The 16,239-nt window shown below is 37.0% G+C and carries 16 protein-coding genes and 1 rRNA gene; 10 read left to right on the top strand and 7 right to left on the bottom strand.

What is annotated here, in order from left to right; translation table 11 throughout:
* A 5S ribosomal RNA gene (gene rrf, locus QZ276_RS00395) occupies positions 1-88 on the top strand; the annotation flags it as partial.
* Between the two features lie 181 nt (positions 89-269).
* Here the strand turns inward: rrf and QZ276_RS00390 are convergent.
* The 3 genes from QZ276_RS00390 to QZ276_RS00380 all read right to left on the bottom strand — a co-directional run bounded on the left by QZ276_RS00390 (position 270) and on the right by QZ276_RS00380 (position 2,164).
* Positions 270-629 carry a nascent polypeptide-associated complex protein gene (locus QZ276_RS00390; RefSeq protein ID WP_292484249.1) on the bottom strand — a complete coding sequence of 120 codons (360 nt, stop codon included), beginning with the start codon at positions 627-629 and terminating at the stop codon, positions 270-272.
* Between the two features lie 52 nt (positions 630-681).
* Complete coding sequence (locus tag QZ276_RS00385; protein WP_292484247.1) at positions 682-999, bottom strand: iron-sulfur cluster assembly accessory protein; 318 nt, start codon at positions 997-999, stop codon at positions 682-684.
* 121 nt (positions 1,000-1,120) lie between these two features.
* Entirely contained in the window at positions 1,121-2,164 is a 1,044-nt protein-coding gene (locus QZ276_RS00380) for a hypothetical protein (protein ID WP_292484245.1), read from the bottom strand.
* A 279-nt stretch (positions 2,165-2,443) separates the two neighbouring features.
* Here QZ276_RS00380 and QZ276_RS00375 point away from each other — a divergent pair, with 279 nt between their 5' ends.
* The 7 genes from QZ276_RS00375 (at position 2,444) to QZ276_RS00345 (ending at position 9,029) form a co-directional block, all read left to right on the top strand.
* Positions 2,444-2,839: a response regulator gene (locus QZ276_RS00375; protein WP_292484244.1), complete on the top strand. Its 396-nt coding sequence runs from the start codon at positions 2,444-2,446 to the stop codon at positions 2,837-2,839.
* Positions 2,840-3,065: 226 nt separating this feature from the next.
* On the top strand, positions 3,066-3,428 hold the full coding sequence (gene hisI, locus QZ276_RS00370; RefSeq protein ID WP_292484242.1) for a phosphoribosyl-AMP cyclohydrolase: 363 nt from the start codon (positions 3,066-3,068) through the stop codon (positions 3,426-3,428).
* Positions 3,429-3,481: 53 nt separating this feature from the next.
* The gene (locus QZ276_RS00365) at positions 3,482-5,323 is read left to right on the top strand and encodes a PINc/VapC family ATPase (protein ID WP_292484240.1); all 1,842 of its coding nucleotides are present in this window, start codon (positions 3,482-3,484) and stop codon (positions 5,321-5,323) included.
* 155 nt (positions 5,324-5,478) lie between these two features.
* On the top strand, positions 5,479-6,780 hold the full coding sequence (locus QZ276_RS00360; RefSeq protein ID WP_292484238.1) for a UDP-glucose/GDP-mannose dehydrogenase family protein: 1,302 nt from the start codon (positions 5,479-5,481) through the stop codon (positions 6,778-6,780).
* Positions 6,781-6,835: 55 nt separating this feature from the next.
* Positions 6,836-7,018 (top strand): hypothetical protein, encoded by a 183-nt coding sequence (locus tag QZ276_RS00355; protein WP_292484236.1) that lies wholly within the window; start codon positions 6,836-6,838, stop codon positions 7,016-7,018.
* 50 nt (positions 7,019-7,068) lie between these two features.
* Complete coding sequence (gene hisH / locus QZ276_RS00350) at positions 7,069-7,677, top strand: imidazole glycerol phosphate synthase subunit HisH (RefSeq protein WP_292484234.1); 609 nt, start codon at positions 7,069-7,071, stop codon at positions 7,675-7,677.
* A gap of 23 nt (positions 7,678-7,700) precedes the next feature.
* Positions 7,701-9,029, top strand: a complete 1,329-nt coding sequence (locus QZ276_RS00345) for an AIR synthase-related protein (RefSeq protein ID WP_292484232.1) — start codon at positions 7,701-7,703, stop codon at positions 9,027-9,029.
* Between the two features lie 5 nt (positions 9,030-9,034).
* Here QZ276_RS00345 and QZ276_RS00340 read toward each other — a convergent pair whose 3' ends face one another.
* Positions 9,035-10,279 carry a nodulation protein NfeD gene (locus tag QZ276_RS00340; RefSeq protein WP_342765690.1) on the bottom strand — a complete coding sequence of 415 codons (1,245 nt, stop codon included), beginning with the start codon at positions 10,277-10,279 and terminating at the stop codon, positions 9,035-9,037.
* Between the two features lie 93 nt (positions 10,280-10,372).
* Positions 10,373-11,272, bottom strand: a complete 900-nt coding sequence (locus QZ276_RS00335; protein ID WP_342765689.1) for a slipin family protein — start codon at positions 11,270-11,272, stop codon at positions 10,373-10,375.
* A gap of 138 nt (positions 11,273-11,410) precedes the next feature.
* Between QZ276_RS00335 and QZ276_RS00330 the strand changes: the two genes are divergently transcribed.
* A complete protein-coding gene (locus tag QZ276_RS00330; protein WP_292484228.1) occupies positions 11,411-13,546 on the top strand; it encodes a DHH family phosphoesterase in 2,136 nt (711 codons plus the stop codon).
* A gap of 33 nt (positions 13,547-13,579) precedes the next feature.
* On the opposite strand, the gene QZ276_RS00325 is transcribed toward QZ276_RS00330, so the two are convergent.
* Positions 13,580-14,191, bottom strand: coding sequence for an orotate phosphoribosyltransferase-like protein (locus tag QZ276_RS00325; RefSeq protein ID WP_292484226.1), 612 nt, complete (start codon positions 14,189-14,191; stop codon positions 13,580-13,582).
* A gap of 39 nt (positions 14,192-14,230) precedes the next feature.
* Positions 14,231-14,722, bottom strand: coding sequence for an NOB1 family endonuclease (locus tag QZ276_RS00320; protein ID WP_292484224.1), 492 nt, complete (start codon positions 14,720-14,722; stop codon positions 14,231-14,233).
* Between the two features lie 87 nt (positions 14,723-14,809).
* Between QZ276_RS00320 and QZ276_RS00315 the strand changes: the two genes are divergently transcribed.
* The coding region (locus QZ276_RS00315; protein WP_292484222.1) for a carotenoid oxygenase family protein at positions 14,810-16,239 on the top strand (1,430 nt) is incomplete at its 3' end.

Below are 16,239 nucleotides of genomic sequence, written 5' to 3'. Positions count from 1 at the left end.
CCATCCCGAACACAGCAGATAAGCCCGCCCACGTTCCGTACGGTACTAAAGTGCGAGAGCCTTTGGGAACTGCGGATAGCTGCTATACTCACTTTACTTATCATTCACATACACCACACTATTTTTTTAATTACAACTAATAACTTTAAAAAATCTACATTTTTATAAACCCTGAAAACAAGGTTAATGTATTTAAAAAAGTATATTATTGATTACTGATTTTGAGTTAAAATAAAAAAGAGAAAAGAAGTAGTTAAGGCAAGACTATTTTATTCTGAAGATTCAGATAGTTTTGTAATAGCTTCTGCCAAATCACCTTTTGTATTTTTCAGGGCTTCTCTGGCGGCATCTTCAGATGTACCTGCCTGTTCGGCAACCATTTTAACATCATCATCAGGTATTTCAACTTCTCTTTCAACTTCCTCGGGGGTCCCAACGATTTGGTAGGTATCTACACCCTGGGCTGTCATTACAGTAACACTTGCATCGTTGAAAACAATATCTTTGTCAGATTTCCTGATGATAACCTGCTCAACATCATTGATTTCTTCTGTACTTATACCCATCTGCTTCATCATCTGTTTCATTTTGGAGGGATTCATCCCTCGACCGCCCATACCTGGAAACATCTACTAATCACCTAAATTATACCTGATTTGATGTTACATTAAATTTTATAATTTACTGGCAACTGCTACAGGATCCACATGAAGCAGGGTTTGGATTATCTATAACAAATCCTTTACCTTCTTCAGTTTCAACATAATCAATAGTTGCGTCTGAAAGCCCTTCTTCGATGTCTGAGCTCATAACAACTTTAAGACCGTTACTCTCTTCTGTAACATCTTCTTCTTTGATTTCGTTATCAAGAGCAAGTCCGTATTGTATGCCGCTGCATCCCATGCCAGCGATAAATATTCGCAGTGCATGGTCTTCTTTTTCTTCTGATTCGAGTAATGATTTTAATTCGGATGCGGCTTCATCAGTTATATGTACCAAGTTATTCACCTTTTTTAGTTAATATAATATATTATAGAAAATAGTAATAAAATCTATATTCTTCTATATATGGTTATTGGTATAAAAAACCTGCGCAACATAATAAATTGTTATCAAGGTTTTACATAAATTCTACATCATTACCAGTAGGCTTACTGAATATTTCTGAATTGTGTCCGTTTATTTCGATAGAATTGCGTTTATCTTTTACTTCCCATACCGGAAGATATACCAGTTCCAGATTGTAGTCTATATCACTGGATTTTGGCTTAAACCTTTTGTGTTCTGATATTATTGCTTCCCCTGCAGTCTTATCAAAACGGATATTTTTGGTATTTTTCTCAATAATGGTTTTTAATATTTCGCTACTGGCTTCTTCTCTTGTTAAACTGTTACTTACAATATAATAATTGTATTCGGGTTTTTCTACATACTCAAGTATTTTTTCAACTGGTAATGGTTCATGGTTGCCATTTAAGGCGTTTAGATATCCGGTATCTTCAGCCGAGATATCTATTATTTTAGATTTGTAATTTTGTTCGGTACAGATCGAATAATTGTATTTCCAATAAGGTACAAATTTAAGAGTAGCATTTTGGATTTTACCCAGATGTGCTTTCGCGATAGATACGGCACTATCTTTTGATGTATTTATAGGGGCTGTTTTTATGTTCAAACAATTAGTTTTTACAGTTTCTTGTTCTGTATTTTGTTCTACTGGTTCAGATGTTGTATCATTCATGACACTGTAGTCATAATAGGAATCATTACAGTATACTTGGCTGGATTGGGCTGTAGAATAAGGTTGAAACAGTTCTAGGTCACAGGGTTCCCCTTCAATATCTGCAATCACTGCTTTTCCAATCTGTAATGCTAATTGGTCTCTACCCCACAGTATGATACCCATTTTATCAGCATATTGGTATAATCTTTCATCAGGGTTGTCAGTAACTACATAGATTCCTATAGTATTTCCATCCTGGTTGTTACCGTTGATTTCATTGGATAATTTTCTTATTTTCTGGTATTCTGCTTGGTCTCCAATGTTTATATAAATGTTGTAATTGTTTCTACTGGCTATCAGGTCATAATTATTTGATTCAATAATATTGTACTGAGATGAAGTGAAAATATCGTTAAGTATTTGTTTTAAATCTTCTTTCATAATCATCACAAATGTGTTGTTTACTGAACTAAAAAAGATTTCTATCTGATTAGTTTCTATGTAAACCCATTTTATAAATGTTTAATAATATTTGTAATTGTTAGTCTATATTAAATTTATAATTCAAAACTTTTTGCTCTGGTCAGATGGTTTAATTACAGTTACTAATACTTGTACCACAATTGTAAATATATTTTTATAATTTTAAAATAATGACTGATTAAAATGTGTTTACTATAGGATTATAATCATTTCAATTTATGTAGGTAAGATGTAATAATGTCAAATATAAACATACTTCTTGTTGAAGATGACCGATTAAATAGGGAACTTATAAATGATCTTTTAACTCCTCATGGATACAATATTATAAATGCAGGAAATGGTTTTGAGGCACTTGAAAAAATGGAGAATTACTATATTGATCTTATACTTTTAGATATACAATTGCCTCAAATGAATGGAATTGAATTTCTTTACAAGTTAAAGAATAATTTTTTGTTTACAGATACCCCTGTAGTGGCTTTAACAGCACATGCTATGCTGGGTGATAAGAAAAAATTTATTGATGCTGGATGTGATGGATATATTCCAAAACCGATAAATGTAGATGTTTTTGAATCACAGGTAAAACAACACCTAAAATGCAGTGAAGTGGTATCTGTTTTACAATAAACGCTTTACTTTGGTAATAGGGTATTATATTAGTTCTATCCGAGATTCTCATTAATTAATTTTTATGTCATAGATTCCAGCAACTTTCTTAAAACTTACTGGATACTTTTAGGTGACTGGTTTTTAAAAGGGTCTGTATCAAGAAGATTTTGTCCAAAATAACCTTTGGTTGAAAAACCTTTTTACCGTTTATATGTTTTTTAGTATATAGTAGTCAGTGGTAATTATGGTAGACTTGGATAATCTCAATTACGAAAATGGACTGGTAATGGCAGTAGCACAAGACTATGAAACCAACGAAGTTTTGATGTGCGCCTATATGGATAAAACAGCACTTGAAAAAACGGTTGAAACAGGATATGTACATTACTGGAGTCGAAGCCGTAATAAATTGTGGAAAAAAGGTGAAAGTTCAGGTCATCTACAGTTGCTCCATGAGATGTATGTTGATTGCGATATGGATGCAGTCTTGCTTAAAATAAAACAGATTGGGGCATCCTGTCATGAAGGTTTTTATTCCTGTTTCTATCGTACAATAGAAGGAAATATAGTAGGAAAAAAAGTTTTTGAGCCAGAGGATGTATATTAATAGGGAATTTAAGTTCCAATCAAATTATATAAGTTCATACACATTTGATAAATATGAAGAAAAAAAATGATGACGAATTTAGAATAGTGCCTGATACCAGTGTAATTATCGATGGGCGTATTTCTGAAAAAGTTAAATCCGGTAAATACAAGAGGTCGATGATATATATACCCGAGGCGGTAGTCGCCGAACTTGAAGCACAGGCGAATAGGGGTCTCGAAGTTGGCTATAAAGGACTTGAGGAACTACGCGAATTACGTAGACTTGCTGACAGCGGAGAAATCGACCTTAAATATACAGGAACACGTCCGAGTCTGGATCAAATAAAACTTGTCAAAGGTGGAGAAATCGACGCATTAATTCGTTCTGTAGCAGCCGATATGGATGCAATGTTTGTAACAGGGGATAAAGTACAGTCAGAAGTAGCAATTGCAAAAGGTCTTAAAGTTGAGCAGTTATTTCCTCAAAGTTTTGAATTCAAACCATTGCTAATAGAAAGTTTTTTTACAGAAGACACAATGTCTGTTCATCTTAAAAATAAAGTGCCTCCAATGGCTAAACGTGGGTCTATTGGTGATGTAAGGTTTGTTAAGATACGTGATGAACCATCAACTTTCAAAGAATTGAAGAATATTTCAAGAGAACTGGTGGAAAGAGCACGCTCAGATCCAGATTCCTTTACTGAAATGTCAGCAAATGGGGCAATGGTTTTACAAATTCGTAATATGCGTATTGCAATATCCAATCCTCCATTTTCAGATGACATAGAGATTACAGCAGTACGACCTGTTGCTGCAGTAACACTGGATGAATACCGATTAAGCGACCAGTTAAAGCAACGTATAGTTGACCAGAGGGGTATACTTATAGCAGGTCCGCCCGGAGCAGGTAAATCTACTTTTGCGGCAGGAATAGCTGTATATTTGAAGGAGAAGGATTTTGTTATAAAAACTATGGAGTCTCCGCGAGACCTTCAGGTACCAAAGGAAATCACCCAGTATTCCCCTCTCGATGAAGATATGGCAAACACGGCAGATTTGCTTCTGCTAGTTCGTCCTGATTATACCGTTTATGATGAAGTGCGGAAAACACGTGATTTCCAGATTTTTGCAGATATGCGATTTGCAGGAGTGGGAATGGTAGGTGTAGTGCATTCTTACCGTGCGGTAGATGCCATCCAGAGACTTATTGGAAGGGTGGAACTTGGAGTAATACCACAGATTGTGGATACTGTGATTTTTATTGATAAAGGTGAAGTATCCAAAGTTCAGGTTCTTGAGTTTACCGTAAAAGTGCCATATGGTATGACTGAAGCAGATCTTGCAAGACCAGTAATCACTGTTTCAGATTTTGAAACTGGTAAAACAGAGTTTGAATTATACACCTACGGAGAACAGGTTGTAGTCATGCCAGTTGGTACTGAAAGCAAAAAACCGGCACTAAAACTGGCAGAAGGCGGAATCCATGAGGTCATTGAACAGTATGTAAGCGGAGCTTTCGAAGTGGAAATGATGTCAGATGAAAAGGCCATTGTTCGTGTTATGGAATATGACATTCCAAAAATAATAGGAAAAGGCGGGTCTATGATAGCTGAAATTGAAAGACAGCTTGGCATACACATCGATGTCCAGAGAATTGAAGAAGAAACACCAAAAAGAGGAGAACATACCGGAAAAACATTCCAGCCAACTGTTGAACGAACCAAGAAACATGTAATTCTTACAATACCTGAATTATCCACTGAAGATGTTGAAGTCTATGCAGGAGATACATATCTTTTCACTGCAACTGTTAGCCGCAGTGGTGATATCAAAGTTCGAAAAGATTCAACTATTGCAGACAGTATCATCGATGCAGTAGATGAAGGCGAAATTATTACTGTCAAAGTAATTTGAAACAAAAAGGGATTATAACTTTTATCGGTTATAATCCTCTTTCAACAACGTTATGAATAATCTCCAGACTTTTTATAACCTAAATTATTATACTACTATTTTTAAAACGTCAATCTAATATACATCTTATAGGAATTCATGACCAGAGGATAATCATGAAAGTTTCAGTGGTAGGTTCTGGTTATGTAGGTACTGTAACTGCAGCTTGTCTTGCAGAACTTGGACATCAGGTCATTTGTATTGATATTGATGAGGAAAGAGTAAATAAAATAAATTCAGGAGTTTCTCCTATATGGGAACAAGATCTTGATGAACTCATTCAAAACCATGCGGGAGGTAATCTGAAAGCTACTTCTGATTATGAATCAGCTGTCATGGATTCGGATATATCGTTTATATGTGTAGGAACACCTTCGGATGATTACGGTAATATTGATTTGTCCATCGTTAAATCTGCAAGTGAAAGTCTGGGGTATGCCATTGGCAATAAAGGTGGTTACCATGTTGTTGTTGTAAAAAGTACAGTAGTACCAGAAACAACAGAAAAAGTTGTAACTCCCATTCTTGAACAAGCTTCAGGGAAACAGGCAGGAAAAGATTTTGGAGTGTCCATGAACCCTGAATTTCTGCGCGAGGGTAAAGCAGTTTATGATTTTATGAACCCTGACAGGATAGTCATAGGGGCACTTGATAAACACTCAGGCGATGTTGTATCACATCTCTATGACAAGGTTGAATGTCAAAACGAGCTCATAAAAACCAATCCCCGAACTGCGGAGATGATAAAATATGCAAACAATTCATTCCTTGCCACAAAAATTTCGTTTTCCAATGAAATAGGAAACATTTGTAAAAAACTCGGAATCGATACTTATGAAGTTATGAAAGTAGTAGGGATGGATTTTAGAATATCTCCGTATTTTTTGAATTCTGGAGCAGGTTTTGGTGGTTCATGTTTCCCGAAGGATGTCAGGGCATTGACAGGTAAATCAAAGGAAATTGGATATGAACCCATATTGCTCGATTCTGTTATTAGAGTGAATGAAAACCAGCCTCATAGAATGATAGATTTGCTTGAAGAAAAAATCGGCTATCTGGAAAATAAAACAATTACTGTACTCGGTCTTGCGTTTAAAAATGGGACGGATGACATCCGTGAATCCCGTTCTGTACCGGTAATAGCAGACCTGCTATATAATGGGGCTGAAATCAAAGCCTATGACCCTCAAGCAAATGGTAATATGAAAAAGGTGTTTAGCAGTGTTACCTATTGTGATAGTGCAGAAGAGGCGCTTTATAACTCTGAAGCCTGCCTTGTGATGACAGATTGGAACGAGTTCAAAAATCTTGATTCAGAATTTGGGTTAATGAAAAATAAAGTCGTGGTTGATGGGAGGCGTATTATACCTTTCCAGAAACTTGAACAAGAAATAGATTATGTTGGTATTTGCTGGTGAGTCTACTGGTCAGGTATTTATGTGTTACTTGCAGATAGATATAAGGGGATAAATAATGGCTAAATCACCATCCTATGTCAGTGGCACTGCAAATAAAAGAAGTATACTGTGTTATCTGGGTCTGCATAAATGGAAACGTGCAGGTGGAACATCGCATTTTTCATCAAATGTCAGGGAAAAAGAATATAGATGTGAAAGGTGTGGCAGGACAAAAGCAGTATATGAAACAAAAGAATAATACCATCTATTCGTTAATTTGATGTATAAAAACCATACTTTTTCTTAACCATGAAAAAAATCACAATCATAGACTATGGACTTGGTAACCTTCGAAGCATCAGAAAAGCTCTGGAAATGGTGGGAGCAAAGCCGGTTATATCAAGTAACCCTGAAGAAATTCTGGATGCAGATGGGGTGATATTACCCGGGGTTGGTGCGTTTATCGATGCCATGAATAACCTTCAGCCTCTTACGGATGTTATCTATGAATATGTGGATACTGGTAAACCGTTGCTTGGTATCTGTCTCGGCCAGCAGATACTCATGAGCAAATCTGATGAAGGGGGATTGACCGATGGAATCAATTTGGTACCGGGACGTGTTAGACGTTTCCCTTCCAGTGAATTAAAAGTTCCTCATATGGGGTGGAACTCTATTACCATTAATAAATCACATTCCATTCTTGAAGGAATATCAGACGGAGACTATGTGTATTTTGTTCATTCCTATTATGTGGATACCGATGAGTATCATACACTTTCATCCTGTGATTATGGTTTAAGTTTTGCAGCAGTAGTTGTAAATGAAAAAGGTAATGTAGTAGGTACCCAGTTCCATCCAGAAAAGAGTGGAAAAAAAGGGCTTAAAATCGTTGAGAATTTTGTCAATATGTGCTGACCATTATTTTTCAGAGGTAGAATATGGATATTGAAGGCTATGCAAAACGTTCATTATTAAATGGTGTTGAACAGTCGGAACTTGAAGATAGGCTGACCTCACGGATACTTGAGATAAAAAATACAAATGAAAATCATGCAAGACAACTTTCAAAAGCTGCTATTGCAGAAGCCAAATCTACACTGAATGTCACAGGTGATGTACTCAATCCGACAAAATCTGGTATCACTATGGGACAATTTGGTGTTGGCTCCAGAGGAACCGGAGATTTTTATACTCATGAAAAAATAGCAGAGATAATCGGGAACACAGGTGCTTATGTAGACTCGTCTCATTTGGATGATTCCGGTGCAGTAACAACAGAGGATGGATCCAAATATGTTATAGTAACAGTTGATGGGATGCATTCACGCCTTAGCGATTTTTCATACCTTGCAGGTTTTCATGTAGCACGTGCGGCTCTCCGCGATATTTATGTTATGGGTGCAAGACCGGTAGCGTTGCTTTCTGATATCCATGTGGCAGATGATGGGGATGTAGCAAAGATATTCGACCATATATCAGGTATTACAACAGTATCAGAACTTATTGATGTTCCACTTGTTACAGGTAGTACTCTCCGCATAGGTGGAGATATGGTTATTGGAGACCGGATGACAGGCGGGGTTGGTGCAGTGGGTGTGGAATCTCACCTTACATCACGTGTTCAGGCAAAAGCGGGTGATGTAATACTCATGACTGAAGGAGCAGGTGGAGGCACAGTATCTACTACTGCACTTTATTATGGTATGCATGAGGTTGTTAATGAAACTATAAATATCAAATTCCTTGAGGCGTGTGAAGCTCTTATTGAATCAGGGCTTACATCTGATATCCATGCCATGACAGATGTGACTAATGGCGGAGTTCGTGGTGATGCACAGGAAATATCTAGGACTGCAGGATTAAAACTGGTTTTTGATGAATCACGCATGAATAAATTGGTAAACCCTCCTGTGATGGAAATGCTTGAGTCTCTTGGGATTGATTATCTGGGTGTATCTCTGGATTCACTTCTTATTATATCACCGGAAGAACATGCTGAAGATATAATAAATACGGTAAAAAATTCTGGTGTGGATATCGATATTGTAGGAAAAGTTGAAGATGGAAGTGGAGCAGAGTTAATAATTGATGGTGAAAGGTGCGATTTTACACCTCGGTTCAGGGAATCAGCCTATACACCAATCAAAAAGATGGTTGGAGAGGATGAACCTCTAAATTTTGAAGATATGAAATCTGCAATTGATAAAGCTGCTGATGAATCACTGGATAAGAAGAAGAAGATAATTGATAGAATTAAAAAGGATTAAATTATTTATTCTGCACGCTTTACGACAAGGATTGGACCCTCTTTATCTATAATTTCTACTTTAACACCTTTATTAATTTCCTCATCGGATTTTGCCTTCCAGTATTCTCCTTTATATTTAACGTACCCCTCTTCTCCAGGTTTTATCTTCTCATTAGTTATTGCAGTGTTGCCTACAATCTCTCCGACAATAGGTTTCCTGTGTCGTACTTCTATAATTTTGTAGACAATAAACAGCATGAACACACCCATGATTATTGAAGGGGTTACGATAGCAACTATCATCTCCTGCTGAATTTCTGCTGGGGTATAAAAGTCAGGATAGTCGGTGGGTACAAGGAATATGCTTCCTGCTATAAGACAAATCAACCCTCCAATACCGAACGCTCCAATTCCGGGTGATTGAATTTCAAGGAATATCAGCCCCATACCCACAATGATAAGGAATATAGCGGCAATATTAACATCAAATCCTGAGCCTATAAGACCCAGAGCAATTGCGATTGTACCAAAAATTTCTGCACCAAATCCGGGATTGGATAAACCAATGACAATTGAGTATAATCCAATAATTAACAACAGAGATGCTATCAAAGGATCCGAAATTATACTCATAATGGCGATGTTTATTGATGGCTCATAACGGTCAATCTGGGCACCACTAACATTGAGCTGTTTGCCCTTTGCGACATCTCCATCAACTTGTGAGAGTAAATTGCCTATTGAAGGAGAAGTATATTCGATTACATTGTATTTTAAAGCAGTTTCAGCATTAATATTCAGATTTTTTGTAATAAATTCTTCAGCGGCAGTAACGTTTCGATTATTCTGACGTGCTTTTTCTCTTGTATATTCGACAATCGCGTTAATTGTTTTTGAATCGTTTATCGGCTGACTTCCTCCTCCAGTTACTTGAACAGGTTGAGCTGAACCTATGACTGAAAAAGGAGTCATTGCAGCGATATCTGTGCTTATTAATATAATGGTACCCGCAGACCAAGCTTTTGTTCCTTCTGGATATACATAACCTATAACAGGGACATTAGTACCTTCGATAGATTCTATAATATTAAACGTTTCACTAAGTTTCCCACCCGGTGTATTTAATGTGAGAACAAGAGCATCATAATTTTCATCTTCTGCCACTGATATAGCATTGGTTACAAGGTCATCACTAGCGGATGTGATTGAGTCAGAAATCTCTACTACAAGTACTTTTTCTTCCTGTGCACTGGCACAGGGAGATATCATTACCACAAAAATGAACAGTGATATAATAATGAGAAAGTATGTATTGGGTCTGATATCCATCATATACCTGCTATTATTTGTTTGTATATTCGTTTATTGCTTTTCGTCCATTTCCCCTGACTCTTCTTTAGAGGATTCAACCAGTTCATCAATCTTGGTTTCTGATTTTGGCTGTGTTTCCTCCTCTCTTGGAGTGGATGATTGATATTGCTCTTTTTTACCGCTACTACCTTTTGCAACTGCATTTGAAAGCGCAGCAATCTTGCCGGTATCAACATTTGTAGTATCAGTCACTACAATCATGTTCTTTTCACGTGATATTTCAGCATATGTTTGCAATTCTCGTAATTTAAGACCAGCAGGCATTTCCTGGTATAATTGACCAGCGTCTCTGTTTTTCTGAGCGGCTTTAAATTCACCATCGGCAAGGATAGTACGGGCACGTTTCTCACGTTCTGCTTCTGCTTGTCTTGCTATGGCGCGATACATGGATTCTGGTAATACCACATCTCTTATGGTAACATTTGTGACTTTGATACCCCATGGGTCGGTCAATGAATCCAATACGTCCTGTATTTTCTGATTAATTTCATCTCGTTTTGAAAGTACATCATCGAATTCAACCTGTCCCAGAACATCTCTTAAATTTGTCTGGGAAAGCATTGCTGTAGCATATTTATAATTCTCTACAGCAGTTACAGCGTCCCCGGGCTTTGTGACCCTGTAATAAACTACAGCATCCACATCAATGGTAACATTATCCAGTGTGATAACTGCCTGTTTTGGGACATCAATAGTGACTACACGTAGGTCTACTTTAACAACAGTATCAACAATAGGTATTATAATAAACAGTCCGGGACCTTTTTCCCCAAGAAATCTCCCTAACCTGAAAACAACAACACGTTCATATTCTTTGACAATTTTGATAGCCTGTGATAATATTATAAGCACAACTATTATTGCAGGAATTAATATGGTATAATCAACCAATTTGACCCACTCTCCTAAAATGAAATTAATTTTTAGACTTAAAAAGTTATTGGTTTAAAAATTAACGTAACAATTTTAAATTTTAATTATTGAATCAATACAAATAAATTCTACATAAACAATTATAGTGTTGATAGAATGAGTGAAGAATGTATTGAATGTGAAGGCAGAGGTTACCAAATAATATCAGTAGAAAACTGCCCCGAATGTAAAGGTACGGGAAAAACCAAATCTGTAGACCTTATGAAATTAAAAGAACAAGATGTTGACAATTTTCTTTCTGATGGTTCTTATTGCCCAAAATGTGAAGGTAGCGGTCAAATAAAAACAACAAAAGATTGTGAAACCTGCAAAGGTCGCGGTATTTTTTATAAGTGCAAAGTATGTGGAACATCTATTGATGAGCCTGTAGATGATGAAGAAATTTGTCGGGTATGTGCCAAATCACAGGTTGTTTATGCTCTTGACAATTCCTGTGACTTGGATGAATTAGAGGTAGGACAGCTCTATCACGGAATTGTTGATGGTATAGCGGCGTTTGGTGTTTTTGTAAACCTGAATGCCCACATCAGAGGTCTGATTCATACAAAGAATCTAAAAGAAGAACTTGATATCGGAGACCCTGTAATAGTCTATGTGAAAGAGATAAAATCCAATGGCAATGTCGACCTTGTTCCAAAAAACATCAAAGAATTCCATACTATAGAACTTGAAAAAGAATTGCCTATTAAAATATCATCCCAAATACCAGAGTTTATAGGAAGAGTAGTAAGAATAGAAGGAGAAGTTATACAGGTAAAACAAACAGCAGGTCCTACAATATTCACAATATCTGATGAAGCCGGGTTAATCTCCGGTGCTGCATTTGAAAAGGCTGGAGAACGTGCGTATCCACATATTGATTCCAACATGGTGGTAACCGCAACAGGAGAAATTACATCTCGAGGTGATGAGGTTCAGCTTGAAATAAAAAGCATGAAACGGCTCTCAGGAGAAAAAGAGGCGGCTGTCTGGGAGCGTATAGAAAAAGCAATCGATGAAAGAGCTGAACCCTATGAATCAGAATTCTTGATCGAAAGCGAAATTCTTAGTAGATTAAAACCCGGGATGAACAAGGTTGCAAAGGAAATCAGGAAAGCCGTTATCAAGTCAAAACCGATAGTAATAAGGCATCATGCAGATGCAGACGGTATGACGGCTGCGGTAGCACTTGAAAGAGCAGTGCTTCCACTCATAAGTGAAGTCAGCGGGTCTGACGCAGAATACTATCTGTACCGGCGTTCACCATCCAAAGCACCATTTTATGAACTTGCTGATGTAACCAGAGACCTATCGTTTGCTCTTGAGGATATGGAACGCCACGGTCAAAAATTCCCGTTAATTCTTCTGGTAGATAATGGTTCAACTGATGAAGATACACCTGCGATGAGACAGGCAAGAGTGTACGGAATTGACATGATTGTGGTTGACCATCATAACCCTGATGAAGTGGTGGACCAGTATCTGCAGTCTCATATAAACCCTGCTCATGCAGGCGGAGATTTCGGTATTACCACAGGAATGCTGTGTACAGAGATAGCGAGTATGATAAATCCTGATGTTAAAGATGAAATATATCATCTCCCTGCAATTTCAGCAGTAGGAGACCGTTCAGAAAGGCAAGAAGCTACAAAATACATAGACCATGTTTCGGACGAATATTCACTTGATCAGTTGAAAGATATCGCTTTGGCTCTTGATTTTGAAGCTTTCTGGTTGAAATTCAGTAGTGGTAAGGGCATAGTAAACGATATTTTGAATTTTGGCGACCCTATGGTACATAAAAACCTTGTATCCATACTCTGTGAACAGGCAAATGATTTGATATCATCCCAGATGAAGACATGTCTGCCACATGTAAAATCTACAACGCTTTCCAATGGAGCAATACTGAACGCACTGGATGTAGAAAATTATGCCCATAAATTCAGTTTTCCTCCACCTGGTAAAACGGCAGGTGAGGTACATGACAGGATGTGTCAGGAATATGAAAATAAACCGGTAATAACAATAGGTTATGGACCAGACTTTACGGTAATTCGCTCTAAAAATGTTAAGATGAACATCCCTCAGATAGTAAGACAACTCCAAAATGAAGTTAAAGGCGGGGGTGTCAATGGTGGGGGACACCTTGTTGTCGGTAGCATAAAATTTGTAGAAGGAATGCGTAAAGAAGTACTTGAAAAACTGGCTGAAAAATTAGGTCAGGCAGAAATAGAGGAAGGTCTGGGATAAGTATTCCAATCAGACCATAACTATTTCTGGATTTTAATCTACACGAACAATACGTACCATTGATTTAACAGGCACATCAGATATTTTCTCTGACCCTTTTTTATCGATAATAACAGTAACAACAACTGGGTTTGCGCCAAAATCCCTTAGTTGATTAATAACTTCAGTAATTGTGGTTCCTGAGGTTATAACATCATCGACGACAACACAATTTTTGCCTGTAACCTCTCCAAAATTTCTGCTAACAGTTCCTGGTACTCTTTTATCTTCGTTCTGTTTGGTTGTACCGTGGAATATTGCAAGTTCTTTATCCAAATCATCTGCAATATGACTTGCAAGAGGGACTCCGCTAAGACCGATACCAACTATTGTATCAATTTCTGAATCTGTTTCACATGCAGATTCCATTGTCATATCAGCCAGTATGTTCGATATGTATCTGAGTCTACAGGAGTCTTTTCCAACCATACTCCAGTCAACGGAAATGTCTTTTGGTGCGGGACTTTTTGAATCTTTCTTTGCTCTTGTAAGTAGCCAGGTAATAGTTTCACGCGATACATTCAATTCGTCTGCAATCTGTCCTGTCACAAGCCCCTTTGATTGTAATTCTTCTGCTTTTTCTATCATGTCATCTATGTTCTTCATGGTATCCGCGCCTAAATTAATTATAAGTTATCTAAATAATTATACTTTTCTTTTACTTTTCCTTTTAAGTTTTGAACCGCAGATGGGACATGTATCACCACTTTCAAACCTTTTTTTACACCCTATACATTCTTTTTCCCATACAAGTTTGTCTTTGATTTTTTTTTGAGCAACCGGTTCTATATTAATCTTTAACAGTTCTGCAACATTTTGTATCGCGTAATCATCGGTAAGAAGTGTTATGTTTTCTTTATCTCTGTATTCCAGTGCTTTTGCCAGTATATCTATATCAGTCTTGGATAGTTCATCAAGGTCTCTGGTGTAACGGGCTATTTCAATAACACTATTTCTTTTATCAGGTTCTGGTACTTCGACTCTTATACCGTTTTCTCTGGCGATTTCATACCTCATAACGGCTTCATCACTTCTTAATTCCTCTGTAACCGAGGCAACTGTTATAAAGGATGAATAGTTGATATTTTTAAAACCGTCCATGATAAATACTGCAGAATCTGCAATGTAATATTTCATAATAAATCCTTAATCGGTCTTTATTTTAACTATGTATAATACCAATATTAATAAGTAGATGTTACAATTAGATTTCTATAGATTAATATGGACGATAGTGAACCATTGGATAATACATCATTTCCATCACTGGATGAGCAGGATACCCCATCTCCACTGGGACTGGCGACCTCTATTAACGGGGAATATTCCTATGAAGCAGAAATTGAAGGTACAATACCCAATGATTTGAAAGGGACCCTGTATCTCAATGGTCCTGGATTGTTTGACCGTGGGAATTTACGTAAACGATATATATTTGATGGAGACGGAATGATACAGTCATTCCATTTCCATGAAAGAGGAGTATATTATCAAAACAAATTTGTAAGAACCGATAAGTTTGTTGATGAACAAGAAAAAGGTAAACTTTTATACGCTTCATGGACAACGCTGGCACCGGGTGGACCAATATCGAATATACTCGGCAGAAAAATTGAAAGTCAGGCAGGGGTAACATTAATTGAAAGAAATGGAAAACTCTATGCCTTTGATGACGGTTCTTACATCTATGAATTGGACCCTGATACACTGGATACAAAAGGTAAAACTCATCTGGGAGTAAACAAAAGTAAAATTCCTGTAAATTTCATGGCTCACTCAAAGATTGACGGTCAGACAGGAGAATGGATTCTTGTAAGTGGTCTAAAAGATAAACTAAATATAACCACACTGGACAAAAATGATAACCTTGTGAAACACCAGAAAGTCAAAATTCCTAAAAACTCCTACATACATGATTTCTTTGTTTCTGATAATCATATTATTTTAAATTTCCAGCCTGCAGAACCCTATGTCTTTAAGTTCATGAGCGGTTTGTCAAGTTTTTTAGAATCACTCTACTGGAAACCCAAACAGGGTAATATTTTGTTAGTATTAAACCGTGATGATGAAGGCGAGGTAGAACCCTATCAGTTTTCGGTTGAATCTTCATGGATGTGGCATACATTAAATGCTTATGAGGAAGGGAACAAGATTTTAGCTGATTTTGTCGGTTATAGGTATCCTGAACAGATATTTGGTAATGACCCCACATTTTATGCTATAATGGAGGGAAGAGAAAAGAAAAGTGATTATCCGGGAGAAATAAGAAGATATATAATAGATCTTGATAAGGAAACTGTACAACAGCAAGTACTGGATGGAGCAAATTATGAATATCCAGTGGTGAACCCGTATCATTCTTGTCGCAAACACAAATATGGGTACTTTATCAGAGCTCATAAACCAGAAGATGTTTTCTGGTCTTCGGTTGTAAGAATGGATATGGATACAGGTCTTCCAGAATCCTATGATTTTGGAGAAGGGTATTATTGTACTGAACCGGTTTTTGTACCAAAACCAGGATATGATTATTCATCAGATCTAAACAATGAACCGGGCTGGATACTAACTGAAGTATATGACAGTTATTTAAAAAAAAGTTTTCTGGCAATACTACAGGCTGATAATCTTGAAAGAGGTCCTGTGGCAAAAGT

Source organism: Methanohalobium sp. (assembly GCF_018609725.1).
GTDB lineage: Archaea > Halobacteriota > Methanosarcinia > Methanosarcinales > Methanosarcinaceae > Methanohalobium.
This window is presented reverse-complemented; position numbering and strand designations above follow the sequence as displayed.

Bases quoted from the DNA above. Each gene is read 5' to 3' on its own strand.
- QZ276_RS00390 (WP_292484249.1), bottom strand. From the start codon at position 629: ATGTTTCCAGGTATGGGCGGTCGAGGGATGAATCCCTCCAAAATGAAA.
- QZ276_RS00375 (WP_292484244.1), top strand. From the start codon at position 2,444: ATGTCAAATATAAACATACTTCTTGTTGAAGATGACCGATTAAATAGG.
- QZ276_RS00380 (WP_292484245.1), bottom strand. From the start codon at position 2,164: ATGAAAGAAGATTTAAAACAAATACTTAACGATATTTTCACTTCATCT.
- QZ276_RS00355 (WP_292484236.1), top strand. From the start codon at position 6,836: ATGGCTAAATCACCATCCTATGTCAGTGGCACTGCAAATAAAAGAAGT.
- QZ276_RS00330 (WP_292484228.1), top strand. From the start codon at position 11,411: ATGAGTGAAGAATGTATTGAATGTGAAGGCAGAGGTTACCAAATAATA.
- QZ276_RS00325 (WP_292484226.1), bottom strand. From the start codon at position 14,191: ATGAAGAACATAGATGACATGATAGAAAAAGCAGAAGAATTACAATCA.
- hisI (WP_292484242.1), top strand. From the start codon at position 3,066: ATGGTAGACTTGGATAATCTCAATTACGAAAATGGACTGGTAATGGCA.
- QZ276_RS00365 (WP_292484240.1), top strand. From the start codon at position 3,482: ATGAAGAAAAAAAATGATGACGAATTTAGAATAGTGCCTGATACCAGT.
- QZ276_RS00320 (WP_292484224.1), bottom strand. From the start codon at position 14,722: ATGAAATATTACATTGCAGATTCTGCAGTATTTATCATGGACGGTTTT.
- hisH (WP_292484234.1), top strand. From the start codon at position 7,069: ATGAAAAAAATCACAATCATAGACTATGGACTTGGTAACCTTCGAAGC.
- QZ276_RS00345 (WP_292484232.1), top strand. From the start codon at position 7,701: ATGGATATTGAAGGCTATGCAAAACGTTCATTATTAAATGGTGTTGAA.
- QZ276_RS00340 (WP_342765690.1), bottom strand. From the start codon at position 10,279: ATGATATCTCCCTGTGCCAGTGCACAGGAAGAAAAAGTACTTGTAGTA.
- QZ276_RS00360 (WP_292484238.1), top strand. From the start codon at position 5,479: ATGAAAGTTTCAGTGGTAGGTTCTGGTTATGTAGGTACTGTAACTGCA.